The following is an 18,762-nucleotide window of genomic DNA, read 5'->3' as shown; positions in this document are numbered from 1 at the left end:
CTGAAGCGACTCCCTTTCATTGTCCGTCTCCTTTTCAGGCGACGGACTCTACCTCATTTCGGCTGAGTTTTCGGGGTGCAGGCCAGTCGGTCGATTAGGACGAACTGAATCCTTTCTTGAGATGAAATCACAATGAAAATCCTTGCACGAGCCCGACTGTTCATTGTGAGCGTATCTATCGGTCTGTTTTTCGGGCCTGCCCCGGCGGTTGCACAGCAGACACTCAGTCTGCCCACCGTCCCTTTTCCGACCGGCATGGCCTTCGACGGGACAAGCCTTTACCTCTCACACGATTCGGGCCACAGAGAGGTCTTCAAGGTGGATCCTCACACTGGAACCGTTCTCAGCTCCATCCCCTTCGGCGGCAACCCGACCGACCTGGTCTTCGGATCTGGTCATTTATTCGCGAGTGATATCGGCAGTTTTGTCAGCGAGATCGGCACGCGCGGAGAGTTCAATAATTCGTTCGCACTACCTTTTCGCGGCGGATCCATCGCTTTCGATGGGACCAGCTTATTCATTGGCGACGCCGACTCCGGTCAGATTCTGGTTACCGATTTACTTGGGAGGACAATTGCGGCTTTCGATTCCGGCAGCCGTCCTACCGGTCTTGTGTTCGACCCGGACAGCGGAGACCTGTGGGACATCGATCACTTCGACAACAAGATCCGCGAAATCACAACGAACGGCATCCTCGTCCGTAGCTGCGCCAGCCCGTTCGATCCAGGGGCCTTCGGTGTCGGAGGCATAGCGCTGGTGGAAGATGCCTTCTATGTCGCCGAACCACTGAACGGAGATCCCACGACCGGCGCAGAGATTCTCGTACTCCCGATGGATACATTGGTCTGCGAACCACCGCTACGCGGTCGCTGAGCAGAACAGGCCATAGGTAGGAAAATCTGCGAGAATAATCCCGCATTGGGTGTCGCTTCTCAAAACCTGGTCCGGCCTGAATTCCTTCACAAATCTAGATCGCCTAGCATAACCTAAGGACGTGTTGAGCGGGTTCCGACAAACGGTTGCCACGTCGCCAACCAGGTTTTGAGAGTCGGCAGGTCGGCTCGATTTACCATATGTTCGCCGATATTGTCTGGCTGGCTAGCAGCTCCGTCGAAACTACCCATGCCGGCAACATCATATTGGTGAATCTCAAAACTCTAGATTTTTTGCCGCTTTCGGAGTTTTTGTTAGGCACAGCTAGCGGACACTTCGTCTTGGATTCGTCCCATTCAGCCGGCTCGGTCGCGGCTTCCTCAGCGCAAGCATTCGCGAGTTGCCCGACGGCGATATGCGCCTGCAATACCGGTTCGACCGCGGCTCCCAAGCTCAAATCCGCAAAGCCCACAATTCCCGCCGCGACGCGCGTTTCGCCATATTGCCCGCTCGCGCTTTGGGCCGCGATGCCGTTGACGAACTCGGTCTCGCCCACCGGCCGCATCGGCTCCGGGCCGTCCGCGCGATACATCGAAAAGCATTCGACGAACACCGTCGCGAGCACGCGATGCCCCGACGCCGTGTCCCGGACTATCTCATCGAGCATGTAGCTGCTGCCAGGATGGTCCCACAGGTGATGATGCGGATCGACTATCGGCAGTTCCGGCTCGAGCGCAGCCTCACTGACTTGCGCGAGCCACGCGTCGCGTTCCTGTTCGCTGTTCGCCATCGGATAATTTTTCCCCCCGTTGGTCTTGAGTAAGACCGGCCTTCAGCTATCCCAACTAACACCGGGTGTGATAGCTCGGCAATCGTCACGCCGTTTGCTCGACAGGGAGGATTGAAATGGAGCCACTGAAAAGACTCGATCGCTCGGTCAAGGGGCGCGCGGTGCTGGTTACCGGCGCCGCCAGCGGGATGGGCCGTGCCACCGCTCATCTGTTCGCGGACGAAGGCGCGCTGGTCGCGATTACCGACATCAACGAAGCCGGCGTCGCGCGCGTCGCCGAGGAGATCGCCGCCGCCGGCGGAACCGCGCACGGATGGCGCCTCGACGTATCCGATGCGGCCGAGATCAAGCGCGTCGTTGCCGGCGTCGCCGCACGTTTCGGCCGGCTCGACATCCTCATCAACAACGCCGGTTTCGGCGGCATCTCTGCGCTCGACAGCGACGATTACGACCGCATCTGGGACCGCACCATCACCGGCGCGATCATCCCGGTCGATGGAGGCTTGATGGTCCGCAACGCATGACTTAGGCAGCGTCCTTCCTACAGCGAGGACGCGCGATTAACTGCGCCCGGCGAGTGCGTGGAGCTTTTCCGCAAGCGCGGCCGCGTCGTTGATGATCGCTTCGATCAGATCGCGCACCGGCGCGATGCCACGAATCATCCCGCTGATCTCGCCCGCCGCATACGTGCGATCGTCGCGTGCGGCGTCGCGCAGTTCGCTCAGGAATCGGCCGCGCGCCGCGGCGCGCTCCTGCTCGTCGCTACAGCGTGCCCGCTCGGCCTCGTAGGCGCTCAGGATTCGGCTGCTCAACGCCCGCACCGGCTTGCCGGTCATCAGGCTGCTCACGATGGTATCGGTCTCGCGTGCGGCGATTATCCGCTGCTTGACCCAGTCCGACGCCTCACTCTCCTGCGCCGCGATGAACCTGGTGCCGAGCTGAATTCCGCATGCGCCCAGCGCGAGCGCCGCGAGAAACCCGCGCCCATCGCCGATACCGCCCGCCGCAACGACCGGCACCTTGACCGCATCTACCACCTGCGGCACCAGCGGCATCGTCGATACCCGTCCGACATGACCGCCCGCTTCCGAACCTGACGCGACAATCGCGTCGGCGCCTTCCTGCTCGACCCTGATCGCGTGCGCGACGGATGGCACCACGGGAATCACGACGATGCCGGCCGCCTTCATCTTTTCGACGATGCTGAGGCCGGGATCGCCGCGACCGGTGGTCACTATCTTCACGCCCATCTCGATGCAGATTGCTGCGCGCGATTCGGTGAAGGCGCGGCCGATCGGTGTGATGTTCACGGCGAACGGGCGCCGGGTCAGTTTGCTGGTCTTTTCGATATCCGCGCGCAACGCGGCTTCAGTGCCGCCGAAGGTTGGCAGCACGCCCAGGCCACCGGCCTCGCTCACGGCAGCGACCAGGCGAGGACCGCCGGCATCCTGCATCGCGCCCTGAATTATCGGATAGCGGATGCCGAGCAGATCGCAGATAGCGGTATGAAACATGATGACTAACCCGTGACTCAGGCGATCAGCGCGGGGGCTTGTAGCCGGTTACGCGCGTGAGTGAACCAGGAATAAAGTCGGTCGCGGTCACCTCGATGAAACCGGCGTCTTCGAGATAGGTCATCGTGTCGCGCTCCGAATGCGCGACTCCGGTGCTGCCGTAAATTGCCTCGTTGAGCGCCCATAGCGCGGGACCGATCGGACCGGTGCGATCGTTATTCAGCATCTCGCCGATGACATGCATCTCACCGCCCGCATCGAGCGCTTCGAATGCGCGCTTCACGACCCGGCGAATTATTTCCGGACTGTACTGTGGAAGATTACTGGCGAGAATCACGACGTCGGCTCCGGGTGGGAAGTCATCTTTCGTGAAGTCGCCGCCTTGCGCGGTGATGCGATCGGAGAAACCGTTGTGCGCGATGTATTCCCTTGCGACCACTGCGACGCTTGGCAAATCGAACACCACGCCCCGGATCTGCGGATACTTCTGCGCCGCGCAGATGCAGTAGCATCCCGAGCCGCCGCCCAAGTCGAGGATCAGCTTGCGCCTGGAGAGATCGCATAGGCGCGCGAACCTGCGCCCGGCGCCCATCCCGATACTGAAGGTTGCGGCATGCAGCTTGCGCGCGTCTTCTACGGTGTAACTCTCGTACACCCCCAAGATCCGCGGCGGCTTTTTGCTGCGCAGATATTCTCCGAGCCGGTTCCAGGCGCCGTAGTCGCTGCGGCCCATCGTTGTGAGCCACGGTCCGACGAAGCTTTTCGCGCTTTTGACCAGGAAGCGCTCGACGTCAGACGCGTTGGAGTAGTTCTCGCCGTCCTTCACGACCAAGCCGAGCGCGGCGCACGCCGCCAGCATCCGCTCGGCGTTGAGCGCGGTGATATCCGCGGCGCGCGCGATGGTATCGACCGTGCGCGCGCCGGCGGAAATTTTCGAAAAGATATCGATCTCGATTGCAGCAAGCAGCGTGGCCGATTGGCGATAGCCATAAGCCAGGTTTTGCAAGCGCACCGTATCGAGTTTTTCGTCGATCACTTTTTCACGCGACTTCGAACCGCCCGGCCGCTGCCAAGTTTATTGGATTAGATACTCTCAATTCTTGCCGCTGGCCAAGACTCCGCGACCGGCCTTTTTGATACGCGGTAAAAGTTAGTTCTCGTGGGCGTGAGTACTCAAAACTTAATCCGGGCGAACGGAGACGCAAAGAATCGCCTCGGCGGCTCGTGGCGTCGCGAGTGCGATCGAGGCCGCTGTGCCTTATCGAAACTCCAGACTTTGGTGAACAGAGCCCGGCGATTCAGAATCGCCAGGCTCGCCGCCGGCAGCTACTTCTTGGAAATCTCGACCTTCTTTTCGGCTTCGGCCTCGATCGGCACCTTCTTGGCCACCGTCTCCTTCGCCAGCGGGACGGTGATCTCGATCACCCCGTTCTTGAAGCTGGCTTTGACCTTGTCGGCGGCTGCTCCTTCCGGCAGAGTCATCCGCCGCTCAAAGGCCCCGTAAGAGACCTCGCGGTGCAAGTAGTCCTCTTTCTTCACCTCCTGTTCGCTCCTGCGTTCGCCTTTGACGCAGAGGACGTTGCCGAGAATGGAGACGTCGAGGTCCTTGAGCTCGAGCCCCGGCACGTCTGCGCGCACGACCAGATTGCCATTCTTGACGTAGCTTTCGACCGCCGGCGTGAACGCCTCGTCGTAGTTATCCTCGAAGTCCTCGAACAGGCGCGGGAACGGCGATTCCCACCGTCGCGCCATCCGTTCGAGCTCGCGAAAGGGCCGCCATGGTAAAAGTGCTCCCATTTTTCTGTCCTCCATTTTGGTTCTTTTTTGTGACGGGAATGGCTCTGTTGTCACTGACTTTCGCAACCAAGAGCCGTCCCTGAACGCATTATACTCCCTTATCTAAGGGAGGCCTCTGAACAAGCCATGGCTAATGTCACGCGCGGAACCACTGCCTCTGTAGTTGGCCCAAAAGCGATTCCGCAGTCACCCCCGAATCGGACACAAGTGGTATAATTCCTGGAGCAAACGGGTCCTGCCCTACCGAATCACAAGAGCGCTCAAGGGAGACATTCATCATGCAAGATCTGGCATTTTTCAAAGATGTGATGGGGCGAATCGGATGTGACCTGCGTCGCGCGGAGGGACTGACTTTCGCCGTCTTCCAGGAACTGCGCGATCGGATCACGCCGAATGAAGCGCTGCATGTCGCCGCGCAACTCCCCAAGCGCCTCAAGATGATGTGGATGTCGCTGGAGCACCCCGATCGCAAGGTCCGTCGCGTCAGCGGGGATCAGTTCATATGGGAAGTGCGCCGGATGGCCGGACTCAGCGATGATGAGGAAGCGGAACGCGCGGTATCGGCCGTTTTCGCGGGGTTGCAGAGGCTGCTCAGCAGCCCGACAGGCCAGGAAGGCGAGGCGTGGGACGTGATGAGCCAGCTTCCCAAGGACCTGAAGAAGCTGTGGGCGCAAGCGCAGCGCCAGCCTCAGACGGTCAATCCAGCCGGGGTCTAGGCGCGTTTCAATGCTTGAAACAGCGGAAATCGTGCGCGAGGTTCATGCGGCTCTGGAACGCGATCTGCGCGCCGCTCAAGAGTAGCCGCATACAGAGAGTAGCCGCATACAGGAGGACCATCATGGAGCGACAACCTCCAGATATGCAGGCACGGATTCCCTCTGATTCGATCCTGCTCGAAGGCACGCTGACCGTTCCCCAAGGCGCTAAAGGCATCGTGCTCTTCGCGCATGGGAGCGGCAGCAGCAGGCTGAGCCCGCGCAACACCTATGTCGCCAACGCGCTGCAGAAAGCGGGTATCGGCACTCTGCTGTTCGATCTTCTCACTGAGGATGAGGCGGCAGATCGCGAGAACGTTTTCGATATCGATTTTCTCGGCCATCGCCTCGTCGACGCGACCAGGTGGCTCCGCTCGCAAGCGAAATTCGCGAAATATCCGATCGGATATTTCGGCGCGAGCACCGGCGCCGCCGCGGCGCTGGTCGCCGCCGCACGCGATTTTTCGATCAGGGCAGTCGTTTCGCGAGGAGGGCGCCCGGACCTGGCGATGAAATGCCTTCCTCGGGTGAAAGCCCCCACTCTTCTCATCGTTGGCGGCGACGATAGCGCGGTTATCGAAATGAACCAGGCGGCGTTCGAACGACTCAGATGCGACAAGGCGATGAAGATTGTTGCAGGCGCGACTCATTTGTTCGAAGAGCCGGGAACTCTCGAGGAAGTTGTGAGGTTGGCGCGCGATTGGTTTGCGAAATATCTGACCGGTGACGCGGCGGAGCAAGAGGCGCCGTCCGATTGTCCCAACGACGATGAGGGCATCGTGTTCGCCGACCGGGTCGAGGCCGGCCGGAAGCTCGCCGCGCGCCTGCTGAAATACAAGGATCAGCAGCCGGTAGTTTTGGCTGTGCCGCGCGGCGGGGTACCGGTTGCCTTCGAAGTTGCTCGCGCGCTCAGCGCACCGCTCGACGTAATAATCGTTCGCAAGCTCGGTGCGCCCGGAGAGCCGGAGTTGGGCGTCGGAGCGGTGGTGGACGGCGACCATCCTGAGACGATTCTCAATCGCGAAGTGGTGGCCGCGCTGCGAGTTTCGCGCACCTATCTTGAACGCGAGATTCACAACCAACTGAAGGAAATCCAGCGGAGAAACTTCCTGTACCGTGCTGGACGTGCGCGAATCGAACTGAAGAATCGCACCGTGATCGTCGTTGACGATGGAATCGCGACCGGCGGATCGATACGCGCCGCGCTGCGCGGAATCCGGCAACAGGCGCCCAAGAAAGTTGTGCTCGCGGTTCCGGTCGCACCCGCCGACACCATCGAGTCGCTGCGCGACGGGGTGGACGAAATCGTATGCTTGAGTACGCCGCCGACGTTCTTTGGAATCGGCGAATTCTACCGTGATTTCCATCAGTTGGCGGACGGCGAAGTTATCCGCCTGCTGGAACTCGCATGGCCAGAGCGGCGATCCGCCCAGGCGCAGCACTAAGCGATCGCATCCGCAGGAGAGGAAGTCATGCTTCATCGAAAAAACTTTTGGCTCGCAATCGTGCTACTGACAGTCGGCTTTGCGGCCGCATCAGCCAAGGCTCAACCAGTAACAACAACGAATTACGCCAGCGCGCAGCAGATAGAGTCCGCATTTCGCGGGCATAGTTTCATCCTCGGCGATGACAGTCATGTCGCCGATGTGAGGGCGGTGGACTGGAGCGCGGATCGCTCGGTCAAACTTCCCTTCTGGTTCGGAACGGGACAATTGGTGCCGCCTGACTTTCGTCCGAAGAAGGGCGACTACTACGTAATCAGTGAGTCATGGATCGTTCGCAAACTCGCCGGCCAGGAGTTGCTGATTCGGGCCGGCAACAAACTTCAGAAACCAGATGCCGTGCTCGTCACCACCAAGACTCGCTACAAAGGGCCCGGTATGATTCTCCCGACGATAGTGCAGTACTCCGGCACGCGGACCTTCACGCGTGAGGACGGCACCAAGGTCGATATCGCGGTGCTCGACGAAGTATCGCTTCCCGCGCAGTGGACCAAGGGCGGCCGGATACCGCCAAAGTATTCGCGGTTCACGGTGAATGTGGGGAAAAATCTGCAGTGGAAATTCTGATTCTGCCGAAGCGCTGACTGGTTCGCCAAAGGAACGCGTCTTAATGACTATGCGGCTTGGTTGCCAGGCGGATTCGAGCCACGGCTATGATCAAGAGAGGTCCCATCGATGATCCAATGTCTCATGGTGCACGAGCGAGATGGCAGCTACCACAGAATTGCGGAGGCTGAAGTTGAAGATTGGGAGGAACTGCTGGACGCGATCGAAGGAGAGCCGCAATTAATCGAAAGCATCGAAGGATGGCCTCCCTACACTCACGTGTATCGCCTGCCTGATGGTTCGGTCTATCTGGTCGCTTCCGGAACTCAAGACTGACTATCGTTTCACAATCGTGTAAATGCCCTTGCCGGGTTTCAGACATCGAAAATTACGCGTGAATGCCATCCGTCGGGTGATTTTTCAACCATCAGTTGATGGTAGGTGACAGCTTTGATTTCGCCGCGAAACGCGTGGCGGGCCGGGTCGAAAGGTTCGCCTCGAAGCGTCACGCGCAGAGATCGGCCGGCCTCCTTGACTGAAGCGTCGCGCCAGATGAACCCCTCCACCGTGAAAAGAGCAAGCAGTTCCGTGAGCAGGTCATGCATAAGATCGACGTCGGCTTCGGCTTCGACCGCGATCTCCCGCTGCTCGATCTCCGCGACGCCTGCCGTCTCGACCAAAAGCGCAGCCAGGGCGATGGCGGCGCGGCGGAACAACTCGCCGCGAGCGGGAGCATCCAACTCGATGCCGAGATCGCCGGTGTGCTCGAACTCGCGAAACAGAGCGGCGTCTTCGGTCGGTGGCGCAGTCGGTTTCGCCGGCATCAGCCTTTGATGACGGCAAACGGCCTGAGTCTGGCGACCCGTCTAGTTATGCGTGCGGCTTCCATAACCTCAACCACCTCGGCGACGTCCTTGTAGGCGTGCGGCATCTCCTCGGCAAGGCCGGCGCGGCTGTGGGCTCTGACTGTAACACCCAGCGCTTTTAATTCGGCGTGCAGGTCGCGTCCGCGGGCCTCTCTGTTTGCTTTCATTCGGCTCATCAACCGCCCGGCACCGTGGCACGATGAGCCGAAGGTCTCGCGCATGCCATTTTCAAGGCCCACCAGGACGAACGAATAGCGGCCCATATCTCCAGGCACCAGCACGGGCTGTCCCAGCGGACGCAGTGCCTCAGGCAACGCCCGATGGCCGGGGCCGAAGGCGCGGGTGGCGCCCTTGCGATGCACGCAGACGAGTCGCTGGCGGCCATCGACACTGTGCTCTTCGAATTTGGCGATATTGTGGCAGACATCGTACACCAGCTCGAAGCCCAGTTCTCTGGGCGCGATCGAGAGCGCTTCCAGAAACGCCTGCTCGGCGAGATGCATCATTACCTGCCGATTGCACCAGGCAAAGTTCGCGGCGGCGGCCATGGCGCCGAGATAGGCCTGCCCTTCCGGCGAGCTGATTGGAACGGCGGCGAGCTGGCGATCGGGCAGGTTGATTCCGTAACGGGGCATCGCGCCACCGATAAGTCTGAGATAGTCATCGCAGGTTTGGTGGCCCAGGCCGCGCGAGCCCGAATGGATCAGAACGGTGACCTGACCGAGTTCGAGTCCCAACGCATCGGCAAGCTTCGAGTCATAGATCTCGTCGATCCGGCTGACTTCGAGAAAGTGATTGCCCGAACCGAGCGTACCCAGTTGCTTCGCACCGCGCTGGTAAGCGCGCTCGCTTATGCCGTCGGGGTCGGCGCCCGCGAGCATTCCGCCTTCCTCGGTATGTTCGAGGTCGCGCTCGGTAGCGTATCCGTTGCGCAGCGCCCACTTCGCGCCTTCGCTGACCACTTGCTTGAGTTGCTCGATCGACAGTCCCGGTATTGCACCCCAAGAGCCGACTCCGGCCGGAATTTTGGCGAAGAGCGCATCGGCCAGCTGATCTATTCGCGGTTCGACGAAGTTGAATCGCAGGTGCGTGCGCGCCAGGCGCACGCCACAATTGATGTCGTAGCCGACTCCTCCCGGCGATATGACACCTTCACCGGCATCGACAGCCGCCACGCCGCCGATGGGGAAGCCGTAGCCCCAATGGATGTCGGGCATCGCAAGCGAGTAGCCAACGATCCCCGGCAGACAGGCAACGTTGGCAACCTGCGTGAGGGCCGGGTCTTCGCGCATTCCCTCGATCATCTTCGCGCTGGCGTAAACTCGCCCAGGTACCCGCATTGCGCCTGTTTTCGGAATCTCCCACAGATAATCGCTGAGTTTGATCAGATCCATGCTTCTGCCTCAGACAAATCATCCGTTCATGATTTGTTCGCGATCATCGGTGGCTCAGGAGTTCGGTCATGGACTCGCCAACGTTCAGGCGACTCACCGTCTCGGCGAGCATGGCTGCCAGGCTCACCACCTGCAGCGTCAGCGAACCGTGCTCCGGAGTTGGCAGACTGTCGGTCACCACGATTCGTTTCAGCGGCAAAGCTGAAAGCCGGCGAATCGCGGGGCCCACCAGCAAGGCATGGCTGGCAACTACCGTGATCTCGGGAATGCAACCGGCGGCGATCGCGGCTGCCGCGGCGGCCTCGATGGTGCCGCCGGTCGATATCATGTCATCCACGATAATCGGCGCGCGTCCGCCGACCTCGCCAACGATGCCACGCACTCTTACTTCTTCGCCGCTGAGGCGGATCTTGTGGGCAATCGCGATGGGCAGGCTTAGCAGTTCGCCGTACCGCTCGGCGAGTTTGACGGCCCCCAGGTCCGGCGCGACGATCACACTCTTGTCAGTGACCAGTTCCTCGATCGCATTTGCAAAGAGCGATATCGCGCTCAAGTGCTCGAGCGGGATGCTGAAGAAGCCTTCGAGTGAAACGGTATGAAGATCGAGCGCGACAATTCGCTCGAAGCCGGCGACTGCCAGCAGGTCCGCGATCAGCCGCCCGCCAACCGCTTCCCGCCCGTTTGCACGGCGATCCTGACGCGCATATCCGAAGTACGGAACTACGGCAGTAAGGCGGGATGCACCTGCCCGCCGGCAGGCATCAGCGAGGAAGAACAATTCCATCAAGTGACGGTCCACCGGAGGACCGGTCGGCTGAACCACGTAGACGTCGCAGCCGCGCACGCTTTCTTCTATCTCTGCGTGCAGCTCGGTGTCGGGAAATCGGTTCAGCACAGAGCGACAGACTCGGGTTCCGAGCCTTTCGGCAACAGAGTCGGCAAGCGACGGGTTTCCGGAGCCGGCTACAACAACGAGATTCATGTCAGTTCATCCGCAAATCTGAATTGTTCATTTGCTATCAGCATCAGCCGTGCCCATCTTACCGCTACGGTTCCAAATCACACCAGGCGCTGTCGTTCGTGGAAGATGAACGCGTCCCAGACCGCCGCCAGTGCGCGGTGTGACTGACACGAACCAGTTCCGCCCGATTATTCCTGGCACTTCCCGGCGCGCTGTTTCTGTTCATTCAGCATCGTGCTGAGAGCAACCGTACTCCGCGCCGGATACGCCTCGGGCTGCTCGAGGTCCTGGTAACGCTGGTCAAGCCGCTCGAGCGTGTTGAGGAAGCGCTCGCGCGACTCGGTGAGCTTGGGACGCGGCGTGAGCCGGCGGCCACCGCTGAATTGCAGAGACAGGAGGGTCGCGACTTCGGACGCAATTGGATTGAATTGGCGCGCGACCAGCGCCGTGGTCTCGCCGGCCAGAGCTATCAGGTCGGCATAAAAGCGGCCGTCAGCGTCGATTGCGCGGAACACCTGCTTTTTCCCCGGCAGGGTAAGCTTCCCTTGGGAAGTCTTGATTCGAGGAATGCCGTCGTATTCGTTCAGCTTGTAGGCGAGGTCGAGCGATGGAGCGTCGCCGCTCACGACCATCTCGGTGCCGACGCCGAACGCATCGATCGGCGCATTTGCCGCGATCAGATCGTGAATCTTGTATTCGTTGAGATTCCCACTGGCGAAGATCGAAGTATTCTTCAGACCGTTACGATCAAGAATGGCCCGCGCCTTGAGACTCAAGTCGGCTAGATCGCCGCTGTCGAGCCGCACACCCTGCAGCTCAAAGCCTCGCCGGCGCATCTGATCCGCGACAATGACGGCGTTCTGGACGCCGCGGACGGTGTCGTAGGTATCGACCAGCAGCGTGCTGTGCTTTGGGAAATCCCGCACAAAGTGCTCGAAGGCCTCGCGCTCCCGGTCATGCGCCATGATGTAGCTGTGAGCCATGGTGCCGTAGAGCGGGATACCGTAACGCCGGCCGGCAAGAACATTGGAAGTGCCGTCGAAACCCGCAAGGTAGCTCGAACGCGCCGCGATCAGGCCTGCGGCCTCGCCCTGGCTGCGTCTGAGTCCGAAATCAACCAGCCGCTTGCCCCGCGCCGCGATCACGCTGCGCGCCGCCTTGCTCGCGATAAGCGAGGCCATTCCGAGCTGGTTGATGACCAGCGTCTCGATCAGTTGCGCCTCGATTAGCGGTGCGCGCACTTCGATGATTGGTTCCCCGGCAAAAAAGACCGTGCCTTCAGCCATGGCATGGACCTCGCCGGTGAATCGCAACTTGCCGAGGAAATCGAGGAAGTCCGATTTGAACAGCCGCAGTGACTCCAGGTAATCGAGTATGGCCGGTTCGAACCGAAACTGCTCAAGCGCTTCCAGCAGGCGTTCCAGGCCTGCTGCCACAAGGAAGCCGCGCCGTGGAGGCAGGCGGCGGACGCTCATGCCGAAACATGCCGGTCGATTGAATCCCAGAGCAAAATAGCTTGCCGCCATGGTAAGCTCGTAGAGATCGGTGAGCAGAGGAATCTCGTTTGGATCGAAACTCAGGTCGATTGGCATGTCGGTCCTCCATCAGATCTCCCAACAGAGTCAATCTTTAATGATTTCCAAGACGATCGAAAAGCCGAAGCGCGGATGGGCGGTCACCCCCAATCTCCTCGATTACGGGAAAGTCTGCGCAGGATTTTCGTGGGATGCGGCCCGGCGCGAACTCGACGGCCTGCCTCTCAAAACTCGACGCCCAGGATGGTGAATTCAAATGCAGCGCCCCGTTCAAATTACCTCGCGTGATTTTCAATTGACTCCCGCCATGGAGGCGCAGATCCGCGAACGCGCCGACGACCTACAGCTCTACTTCGTACGGCTCACCGGATGCCACGTCGTGGTCGAGGCTCCGGTTCATCACCACCGCAAAGGAGGCCCGTTCAACGTTCGGATCGATCTCCGCGTGCCGCGTGCGGAGCTCTCCGTCAACCGGCAGTCGGCCGATGATTTGGCGGTCGCGATCAGAGACGCATTCGATGCCGCCCGGCGTCGCCTCGAGGATCATCTTCGCGAGCTCAGGCGTGACGTCAAAGCACACGAGCTGCCGTCGGTCGGCCGGGTTGCTCGCATTTTCCCGAAAGAGGGCTACGGCTTCCTCGAAACGCCGGACAACCGCGAGATCTACTTCCATCGCCACAGCGTCCTCGACGAGCATTTCGACGCTCTGGCGCCCGGAACCGCGGTGCGCTTTGCCGAGGAGGAGGGTGATGAAGGTCCGCAGGCGAGCACCGTCGCGATCGTCGGGGGCAAGCGACTCCGGTAGCCGGGCCGGTCCCTCCTAAAAATTCCAGCGGTACCGAGGCTTTTCATTCGTCTGAAAGCCAAGTCGATGCGGATGCCGGCGACGCCGCTGGTCCATCGTGAGAATCAATGGTAGGGACTGGAACCGTGGGGTAGTGACGGGAGAGCGGAACCAGAATAGATGCTGGTCCGGGAATAAAAATTACAGAGCGATGAAGACAGCACTTATCGTTGTCCTGATTGTGGTCCTGAGGGGCGGGGCATGGGCGGCGGCCTCCTCGTGGGGCAACGCGCCGCCGCTGAGAGTGGCCGTTTACGTCGATCCACCGTTCGTCGCCAGAACCTCGACTGGTTTTGGCGGCTTTGCAATCGAGCTATGGGAAACGATTGCGGCGGCGAATGGCTGGAAGATCGAATACGTGGAAGCCAAAACGCTGCCAGAACTAATAAACATGGTGAGCGAAGGTCAGGCGCAGGTGGGGGTGACCGATCTTTTCATCACCAGCAATCGTCTCAAGAAAATAGATTTTTCACAGCCCTACTTTGAATCCGGCCTTCAGGTGATGGTCAACTCCAACCGAAGAGCCGGCCTGGCTGAACTTTTCAGGGGCCTATATGAATGGGGCCACGTGCGAATCTTCGCCGTCGCGTTCGGCGCCATGATTGTAGCGACACTGGTACTGGCGATTCTCGACCGCAGACTGGACCCCGAATTTCCCCGCGACTGGCTGAGCGGATTGGCGGAATCATTCTATCACGTCATGTCGACGGCGGCGGCCGGCAGTTCATCTCACAAGCGTTTGATATCCGGACCTGTCGGCCACTTGCTGGCAGGGATCTTTCTGGCGTCCGGCGTGATCGCGATCGCTTACATCACATCGAGTATGACCAGCGTGATGACGATCGACAAAATCCGCGGTCATATAGTCAGCTTTCAGGACCTGGCGGGAAAAAAGGTGGGTAGCATCGCGGGCAGCACCGGCGAGATCTACTGCGAATCCGCAGGGTTTGACACGCAGACTTTTGACGGCCTCCAAGGCGCCGTTCAGGCGCTCACGCAGCGCCGGGTTGATGCGATCGTGTACGATTCGCCGATATTGCGATATTACAACAAACAGCATCCCGAGCTGCAGCTCAACGAGGTTGGCGCTGTGTTCAAGCCCCAGCAATACGGATTTGCTCTGCCGTTGAACAGCCCGATTCGCAGGGCGATCGATGAAGAACTGCTCAAACTAAGGGAAGATGGGTACACGAACAACCTCAATCGGAAGTATTTCGCTGATACCAAATAGACTGGTCAAACTGCTCCGCGGCGATGGTCCTTGAATCGCTTCTTTAATAGTGATTGGAAGTATTCCGCGCTGCACAGCCCTTTACCCCGGAGGCGCAAGCCGCTGGCCGAGCCCGAGTGAACGGACCGGGAGGAAGAAGATCGAATGGACGCACTCACGGTTCATCGCCTGCACTTCGCGTTCACCGCGGTGTTCCACTACCTGTTTCCCCAGCTCACGATGGGTCTGGCGCTGCTGCTGGTCATCCTGAAGACTCAAGCGCTCAGGACGGGCAAGGAGTGCTACAACCACGCCGCCCGGTTCTGGGGCCGTATCTTCGGGATCAATTTCGCGATGGGAGTGGTCACCGGGATCCCGATGGAGTTTCAGTTCGGGACCAACTGGGCGCTTTTTTCGCGCGCAAGCGGCGGCGTCATCGGTCAGACGCTCGCGATGGAGGGAGTATTTTCATTCTTCCTTGAATCGAGCTTTCTCGGCGCCTTCCTGTTCGGGGAACGGCGCCTGGGGCCCCGCCTGCACTGGCTCAGCGCCTTCCTGGTGTTCCTCGGCGCATGGCTTTCCGGCTTCTTCATCATCGCGACCAACGCCTGGATGCAGCATCCGGTCGGCTACCAGCTTTTGCCCGACGGCCGCTTCGCGCTGGCGAGCTTCTGGGCGTTGCTCCTGAATCAATGGGCCTGGTGGCAGTATATGCACACCATGACCGCCTCGGTGGTGACGGCCAGCGTGGTGATGGCGGCGCTCGGCGCCTTCTACCTGCTTACCCGCCAGCACCTCGAGTACGGACGGATGTTCGTCGCGATGGGAGTGACGGCGGGGCTGATAGCCTCCTGCATCCTGATTTTCCCGACCGGAGACGTCCAAGGCAGGAACATCGCCTATGACCAGCCGGCCACGCTGGCGGCGATGGAGGGACTGTTCACCAACGAACGCGGCGCGCCGCTCATGCTGGTAGGGCAGCCCAACATGAGCGAGAAAAAGCTCGACAATCCCATCTACCTGCCGCGGCTGCTGAGCTTTCTTACCTACCGGCGATGGAAGGCCGAGGTGAAAGGGCTCGACGCCTTTCCCGAGGACCGCTGGCCCGACAACATCCCGCTGCTCTACTTCGCCTACCACATCATGGCGGGCCTGGGCACAATCTTCGTCGCGGTGCTCGCGCTTGCGGCCTACATGCTCTGGCGCGGGCGGCTTTACGATACGCCGTTGCTGCTGTGGGCGCTGATGCTGCTCGCTCCGTTTCCCTATATTGCCACGACCGCTGGATGGTTAACCGCGGAGGTCGGCCGCCAACCGTGGGTCGTCTATGGGCTGATGCGGACGGCCGTCGGCAGCTCAGTCGAGGTTTCCGCGGGCAACGCGATGTTCACCCTGATCGGCTTTGCCGGGATGTACAGCCTGCTCGCGGTGCTGTTCCTGTTCCTGCTCTACCTTGAAGTGCAGCGGGGACCCGAGGCGGCGGCGGAAGAGCACGGTGCGGCCAACGGCAGCGGGTCGGCGCTTGCGGCCGATTGAAGGAGGCGCATACGGAAACGCTCTGGTTCTGCCTGGTGGCGATAATGTTCGCCGGGTACGCCGTGTTCGACGGGTTCGATCTCGGCGCCGGCATCGTCCATCTCTTCGTCGCGCGCACCGAGGCCGAACGCCGCTCGGTGCTGGCCTCGGTGGGCCCGGTGTGGGACGGCAACGAGGTGTGGCTGGTGGCCGGCGGCGGCATCCTGTTTTTCGCCTTTCCCGTGGTTTATGCCTCGGGTTTCCAAGGATTTTATCTGCCGCTGATAATCGTGCTCTGGCTCCTCATCCTGCGCGGCATCGCGATCGAGTTCCGCAACAAGGTTTCGAGCCTGGTGTGGTATCCGTTGTGGGACGTGGTGTTCGCCGGCGCCAGCGCGCTGCTCGCGATCTTCTTCGGCGCCGCGATCGGCAACGTCGTGCGCGGGGTTCCGCTTGACCGCTCGGGCTTCTTCTTCCTGCCGCTGTGGGCCAACCTGCGTCTGATGCCCACGGCCGGGATCCTCGACTGGTTCACGATAATCGTCGCACTGGGAAGCCTCGCGGCGCTCACCGTGCATGGAGCGCTGTGGGTCGCGATGAAGACCGCGGGCGCCGTCGCGGCGCGCGCCCACAAAGCCGCCGAGGTGGCGTGGTGGGCGGCGCTGGTCATCACCGCGCTGCTGGTGATCATCGTTCCGCTGGTCCAGCCGCACCTCGGCCACCGCTTTCGGGACGCCCCCTGGGGATTCGTCTTTCCGCTTGCTGCCGCAACCGGGATGTTCGGGATGAAGCTGTTGAGCAGCGCCGGGCGCGCGACGGGCGCCTTCCTCGCCTCCTGCCTGTACATCGTCGGGATGCTCACCAGCGCGGCGTTCGGCCTCTATCCGTATCTTTTGCCGTCGAGCACCGACCCGGCCGCTGGGCTGGCGGTTTATAACAGCGCCGCCGCAACCTACGGCCTCACCGTGGGCCTTTACTGGTTCATCCCCGGCATGGCGCTGGTCGCGGTCTATTTCGTGTTCGTGTACCGCCTCAGCGCCGAAGAGAAAATCCCTCACTGAAGCGGCGATTTACAGCGCGGATAAGGCTCGATTCCGGGGTTCTTTGGTGGGCCGTTGGAGACTCGAACTCCAGACCCGCTGATTAAGAGTCAGCTGCTCTACCAACTGAGCTAACGGCCCACCGTCGAAGCCATGCTTACGTAGCAGGATGTTTGGGGTGAGTGAAGGGATTTGAACCCTCGACCGCCGGAGCCACAATCCGATGCTCTGCCAACTGAGCTACACTCACCACCTTCGATCTATTCAATCCGTCCGGCGCATCGAGCCGCCGATTCACAATTCGCCTCCGTGGCGCGCCAGAAGGGACTCGAACCCCTGACCCACGGCTTAGAAGGCCGTTGCTCTTTCCACCTGAGCTACTGGCGCGATCGGGGCGAGCCGATTTGAACGGCCGACCCCCTGCTCCCAAGGCAGGTGCGCTACCAAGCTGCGCTACGCCCCGAGCCCTTAGGAAGTAACACACGGACGATCGGCTCTCAACCGATGATCGTTCGCACATCGGTTTTGTTCGCCAATTTATTCGTGCAACCGCGCCCGCGGCGCACGATCGTGTGGATGGCGGCATCTTGAGCTGCGAGCGCGGACTGGTCGAGCGCATTGCGTCGGGCGCGGCGTATCATCTGCATCGACGCAAGATCAACACTGTGCTCGGCGCAGTCTTCCTGGCGCACTCCGCCGGATTACATATGTGAGATGCGAATTTTGCGACCGCACCCAGCGATGAGGTCACAACTTGCGAAACTCGCAATTTTGGCCGGAAAAGTGGTCGAATTCGAGACTTTCCGATGTTCCGAGTCGCAGAAAGAGAAAAAATCTAACGGCGATGCCCTGAATTTGTCTCGGTTTTTTCAAGGCACGATGTTTGCTCCAACTCTTCTCAACGCTGGCAATCTCCTCCCCCGAGACGAACAGCGTCTGTCCCCAAGCAGGCCGGGCTACTTGAACCGTAGGCTCCCCACCACGGTCCCCACTCGTAGCCCGGCCGTTCTTTTTCTCGAAAATCGGATCATAGCCGGCGCGCGATACGCGTAATTGCCGGCGACCCGGCATCCACGAAATCAATCTTCGGCAAGTTTTCCCCCGGCATTTATGTTTTGCAATTTCTGCTAGGCTGACCGGGACCGGAGGCCGGCGCCCTTGCTTGAGGCGTTCATTGATGCGCTGGCGCTCCGGGCCGGGGGTTTTATCGATCGCCTGAAGCGACAATTCTGCGCATCGCTCGTCGCGATACTCGTGACCGCGGTCGCCCTTGGGGTCAGCGGCTGCTGGATGGCAGCGGCTCAACTCTGGCCCATCGCGGCTAACGTCGCGGAGGATGTCGGCGCTGATGCCGTTGGGCTGACGGCGGGTATTGCCTCGAGCGTGAGCGCGACTTCGCATCCTGGGGCCGATCGCGCAAAGCAGGAAGCAGAAGCGCGTCAAAGTGTAATGGATAGCGCTGACAGATGTGACCAGCTCGAAGCCGAAGTCCCGGGCGTGATCGAGTTGCGAAGGAGTGCTGCCGGCGCGCCCGAGTACCGTCAGCTGCGGCTTGGCGATTCGCTCGACGAGCGGCAATGGATACCGATAACGGACAATGAAACGACGGCTGATGGTTGG

20 protein-coding genes, 4 tRNA genes and 1 pseudogene are annotated in these 18,762 nt (G+C 60.7%); 12 read left to right on the top strand and 13 right to left on the bottom strand.

Annotated features, from left to right (window positions below; all coding sequences use genetic code 11):
* Positions 1 to 132: 132 nt before the first annotated feature.
* Positions 133 to 873 (top strand): hypothetical protein, encoded by a 741-nt coding sequence (locus VIO10_RS06980; RefSeq protein ID WP_331961389.1) that lies wholly within the window; start codon positions 133 to 135, stop codon positions 871 to 873.
* Positions 874 to 1,285: 412 nt separating this feature from the next.
* Here VIO10_RS06980 and VIO10_RS16205 read toward each other — a convergent pair.
* Positions 1,286 to 1,663: pseudogene (locus VIO10_RS16205) on the bottom strand (amidohydrolase); the annotation flags it as partial.
* A 116-nt stretch (positions 1,664 to 1,779) separates the two neighbouring features.
* Between VIO10_RS16205 and VIO10_RS06970 the strand changes: the two are divergent.
* On the top strand, positions 1,780 to 2,187 hold the full coding sequence (locus tag VIO10_RS06970) for an SDR family NAD(P)-dependent oxidoreductase (protein ID WP_331961383.1): 408 nt from the start codon (positions 1,780 to 1,782) through the stop codon (positions 2,185 to 2,187).
* A gap of 36 nt (positions 2,188 to 2,223) precedes the next feature.
* On the opposite strand, the gene VIO10_RS06965 is transcribed toward VIO10_RS06970, so the two are convergent.
* The 3 genes from VIO10_RS06965 to VIO10_RS06955 all read right to left on the bottom strand — a co-directional run bounded on the left by VIO10_RS06965 (position 2,224) and on the right by VIO10_RS06955 (position 4,974).
* Complete coding sequence (locus VIO10_RS06965; protein WP_331961380.1) at positions 2,224 to 3,177, bottom strand: NAD(P)H-dependent flavin oxidoreductase; 954 nt, start codon at positions 3,175 to 3,177, stop codon at positions 2,224 to 2,226.
* 25 nt (positions 3,178 to 3,202) lie between these two features.
* Complete coding sequence (locus VIO10_RS06960) at positions 3,203 to 4,213, bottom strand: methyltransferase (protein WP_331961377.1); 1,011 nt, start codon at positions 4,211 to 4,213, stop codon at positions 3,203 to 3,205.
* Between the two features lie 290 nt (positions 4,214 to 4,503).
* A complete protein-coding gene (locus VIO10_RS06955) occupies positions 4,504 to 4,974 on the bottom strand; it encodes an Hsp20/alpha crystallin family protein (protein WP_331961374.1) in 471 nt (156 codons plus the stop codon).
* Positions 4,975 to 5,252: 278 nt separating this feature from the next.
* Here VIO10_RS06955 and VIO10_RS06950 point away from each other — a divergent pair, with 278 nt between their 5' ends.
* The 4 genes from VIO10_RS06950 (at position 5,253) to VIO10_RS06935 (ending at position 8,113) form a co-directional block, all read left to right on the top strand.
* The gene (locus VIO10_RS06950; protein WP_331961371.1) at positions 5,253 to 5,690 is read left to right on the top strand and encodes a DUF2267 domain-containing protein; all 438 of its coding nucleotides are present in this window, start codon (positions 5,253 to 5,255) and stop codon (positions 5,688 to 5,690) included.
* A 122-nt stretch (positions 5,691 to 5,812) separates the two neighbouring features.
* A complete protein-coding gene (locus VIO10_RS06945) occupies positions 5,813 to 7,174 on the top strand; it encodes a phosphoribosyltransferase family protein (protein ID WP_331961368.1) in 1,362 nt (453 codons plus the stop codon).
* 27 nt (positions 7,175 to 7,201) lie between these two features.
* A complete protein-coding gene (locus tag VIO10_RS06940) occupies positions 7,202 to 7,798 on the top strand; it encodes a hypothetical protein (protein ID WP_331961365.1) in 597 nt (198 codons plus the stop codon).
* Between the two features lie 108 nt (positions 7,799 to 7,906).
* Entirely contained in the window at positions 7,907 to 8,113 is a 207-nt protein-coding gene (locus tag VIO10_RS06935) for a hypothetical protein (RefSeq protein ID WP_331961362.1), read from the top strand.
* A gap of 38 nt (positions 8,114 to 8,151) precedes the next feature.
* Here the strand turns inward: VIO10_RS06935 and VIO10_RS06930 are convergent, their stop codons facing one another.
* The 4 genes from VIO10_RS06930 to VIO10_RS06915 all read right to left on the bottom strand — a co-directional run bounded on the left by VIO10_RS06930 (position 8,152) and on the right by VIO10_RS06915 (position 12,590).
* Positions 8,152 to 8,601: an archease gene (locus VIO10_RS06930; protein WP_331961359.1), complete on the bottom strand. Its 450-nt coding sequence runs from the start codon at positions 8,599 to 8,601 to the stop codon at positions 8,152 to 8,154.
* Entirely contained in the window at positions 8,601 to 10,037 is a 1,437-nt protein-coding gene (locus tag VIO10_RS06925) for an RtcB family protein (RefSeq protein WP_331961356.1), read from the bottom strand. Before VIO10_RS06925 ends, VIO10_RS06930 begins: the two co-directional genes overlap by 1 nt.
* 43 nt (positions 10,038 to 10,080) lie before the next feature.
* Positions 10,081 to 11,019 carry a ribose-phosphate pyrophosphokinase gene (locus VIO10_RS06920; RefSeq protein ID WP_331961353.1) on the bottom strand — a complete coding sequence of 313 codons (939 nt, stop codon included), beginning with the start codon at positions 11,017 to 11,019 and terminating at the stop codon, positions 10,081 to 10,083.
* Positions 11,020 to 11,186: 167 nt separating this feature from the next.
* Entirely contained in the window at positions 11,187 to 12,590 is a 1,404-nt protein-coding gene (locus VIO10_RS06915; protein WP_331961350.1) for a nicotinate phosphoribosyltransferase, read from the bottom strand.
* Between the two features lie 40 nt (positions 12,591 to 12,630).
* Here VIO10_RS06915 and VIO10_RS06910 point away from each other — a divergent pair, with 40 nt between their 5' ends.
* From VIO10_RS06910 to cydB, 5 genes are all read left to right on the top strand, one after another.
* Complete coding sequence (locus VIO10_RS06910; RefSeq protein WP_331961348.1) at positions 12,631 to 12,783, top strand: hypothetical protein; 153 nt, start codon at positions 12,631 to 12,633, stop codon at positions 12,781 to 12,783.
* A 6-nt stretch (positions 12,784 to 12,789) separates the two neighbouring features.
* Positions 12,790 to 13,338, top strand: a complete 549-nt coding sequence (locus VIO10_RS06905; protein ID WP_331961346.1) for an HPF/RaiA family ribosome-associated protein — start codon at positions 12,790 to 12,792, stop codon at positions 13,336 to 13,338.
* 283 nt (positions 13,339 to 13,621) lie between these two features.
* On the top strand, positions 13,622 to 14,608 hold the full coding sequence (locus tag VIO10_RS06900; RefSeq protein WP_331961344.1) for a transporter substrate-binding domain-containing protein: 987 nt from the start codon (positions 13,622 to 13,624) through the stop codon (positions 14,606 to 14,608).
* A 144-nt stretch (positions 14,609 to 14,752) separates the two neighbouring features.
* Positions 14,753 to 16,123 carry a cytochrome ubiquinol oxidase subunit I gene (locus VIO10_RS06895; RefSeq protein ID WP_331961342.1) on the top strand — a complete coding sequence of 457 codons (1,371 nt, stop codon included), beginning with the start codon at positions 14,753 to 14,755 and terminating at the stop codon, positions 16,121 to 16,123.
* Positions 16,120 to 17,163, top strand: a complete 1,044-nt coding sequence (gene cydB, locus VIO10_RS06890) for a cytochrome d ubiquinol oxidase subunit II (RefSeq protein WP_331961339.1) — start codon at positions 16,120 to 16,122, stop codon at positions 17,161 to 17,163. Before VIO10_RS06895 ends, cydB begins: the two co-directional genes overlap by 4 nt.
* 44 nt (positions 17,164 to 17,207) lie before the next feature.
* Here cydB and VIO10_RS06885 read toward each other — a convergent pair.
* From VIO10_RS06885 to VIO10_RS06870, 4 genes are all read right to left on the bottom strand, one after another.
* Positions 17,208 to 17,283 (bottom strand) — tRNA-Lys (locus VIO10_RS06885).
* Positions 17,284 to 17,316: 33 nt separating this feature from the next.
* Positions 17,317 to 17,392 (bottom strand) — tRNA-His (locus tag VIO10_RS06880).
* Positions 17,393 to 17,452: 60 nt separating this feature from the next.
* Positions 17,453 to 17,529, bottom strand: a tRNA-Arg gene (locus VIO10_RS06875).
* A 2-nt stretch (positions 17,530 to 17,531) separates the two neighbouring features.
* A tRNA-Pro gene (locus VIO10_RS06870) sits at positions 17,532 to 17,605 on the bottom strand.
* A 109-nt stretch (positions 17,606 to 17,714) separates the two neighbouring features.
* Between VIO10_RS06870 and VIO10_RS06865 the strand changes: the two genes are divergently transcribed.
* Positions 17,715 to 17,855: a hypothetical protein gene (locus VIO10_RS06865; RefSeq protein ID WP_331961336.1), complete on the top strand. Its 141-nt coding sequence runs from the start codon at positions 17,715 to 17,717 to the stop codon at positions 17,853 to 17,855.
* A 34-nt stretch (positions 17,856 to 17,889) separates the two neighbouring features.
* Here the strand turns inward: VIO10_RS06865 and VIO10_RS06860 are convergent, their stop codons facing one another.
* Positions 17,890 to 18,720, bottom strand: coding sequence for a hypothetical protein (locus tag VIO10_RS06860; RefSeq protein WP_331961333.1), 831 nt, complete (start codon positions 18,718 to 18,720; stop codon positions 17,890 to 17,892).
* Between the last annotated feature and the right edge of the window lie 42 nt (positions 18,721 to 18,762).

The organism is Candidatus Binatus sp., assembly GCF_036567905.1.
Classification (GTDB): Bacteria; Desulfobacterota; Binatia; order Binatales; family Binataceae; genus Binatus.
The sequence above is the reverse complement of the archived record's forward strand: the minus strand, read 5'-3'. Positions and strand labels throughout refer to the sequence as shown.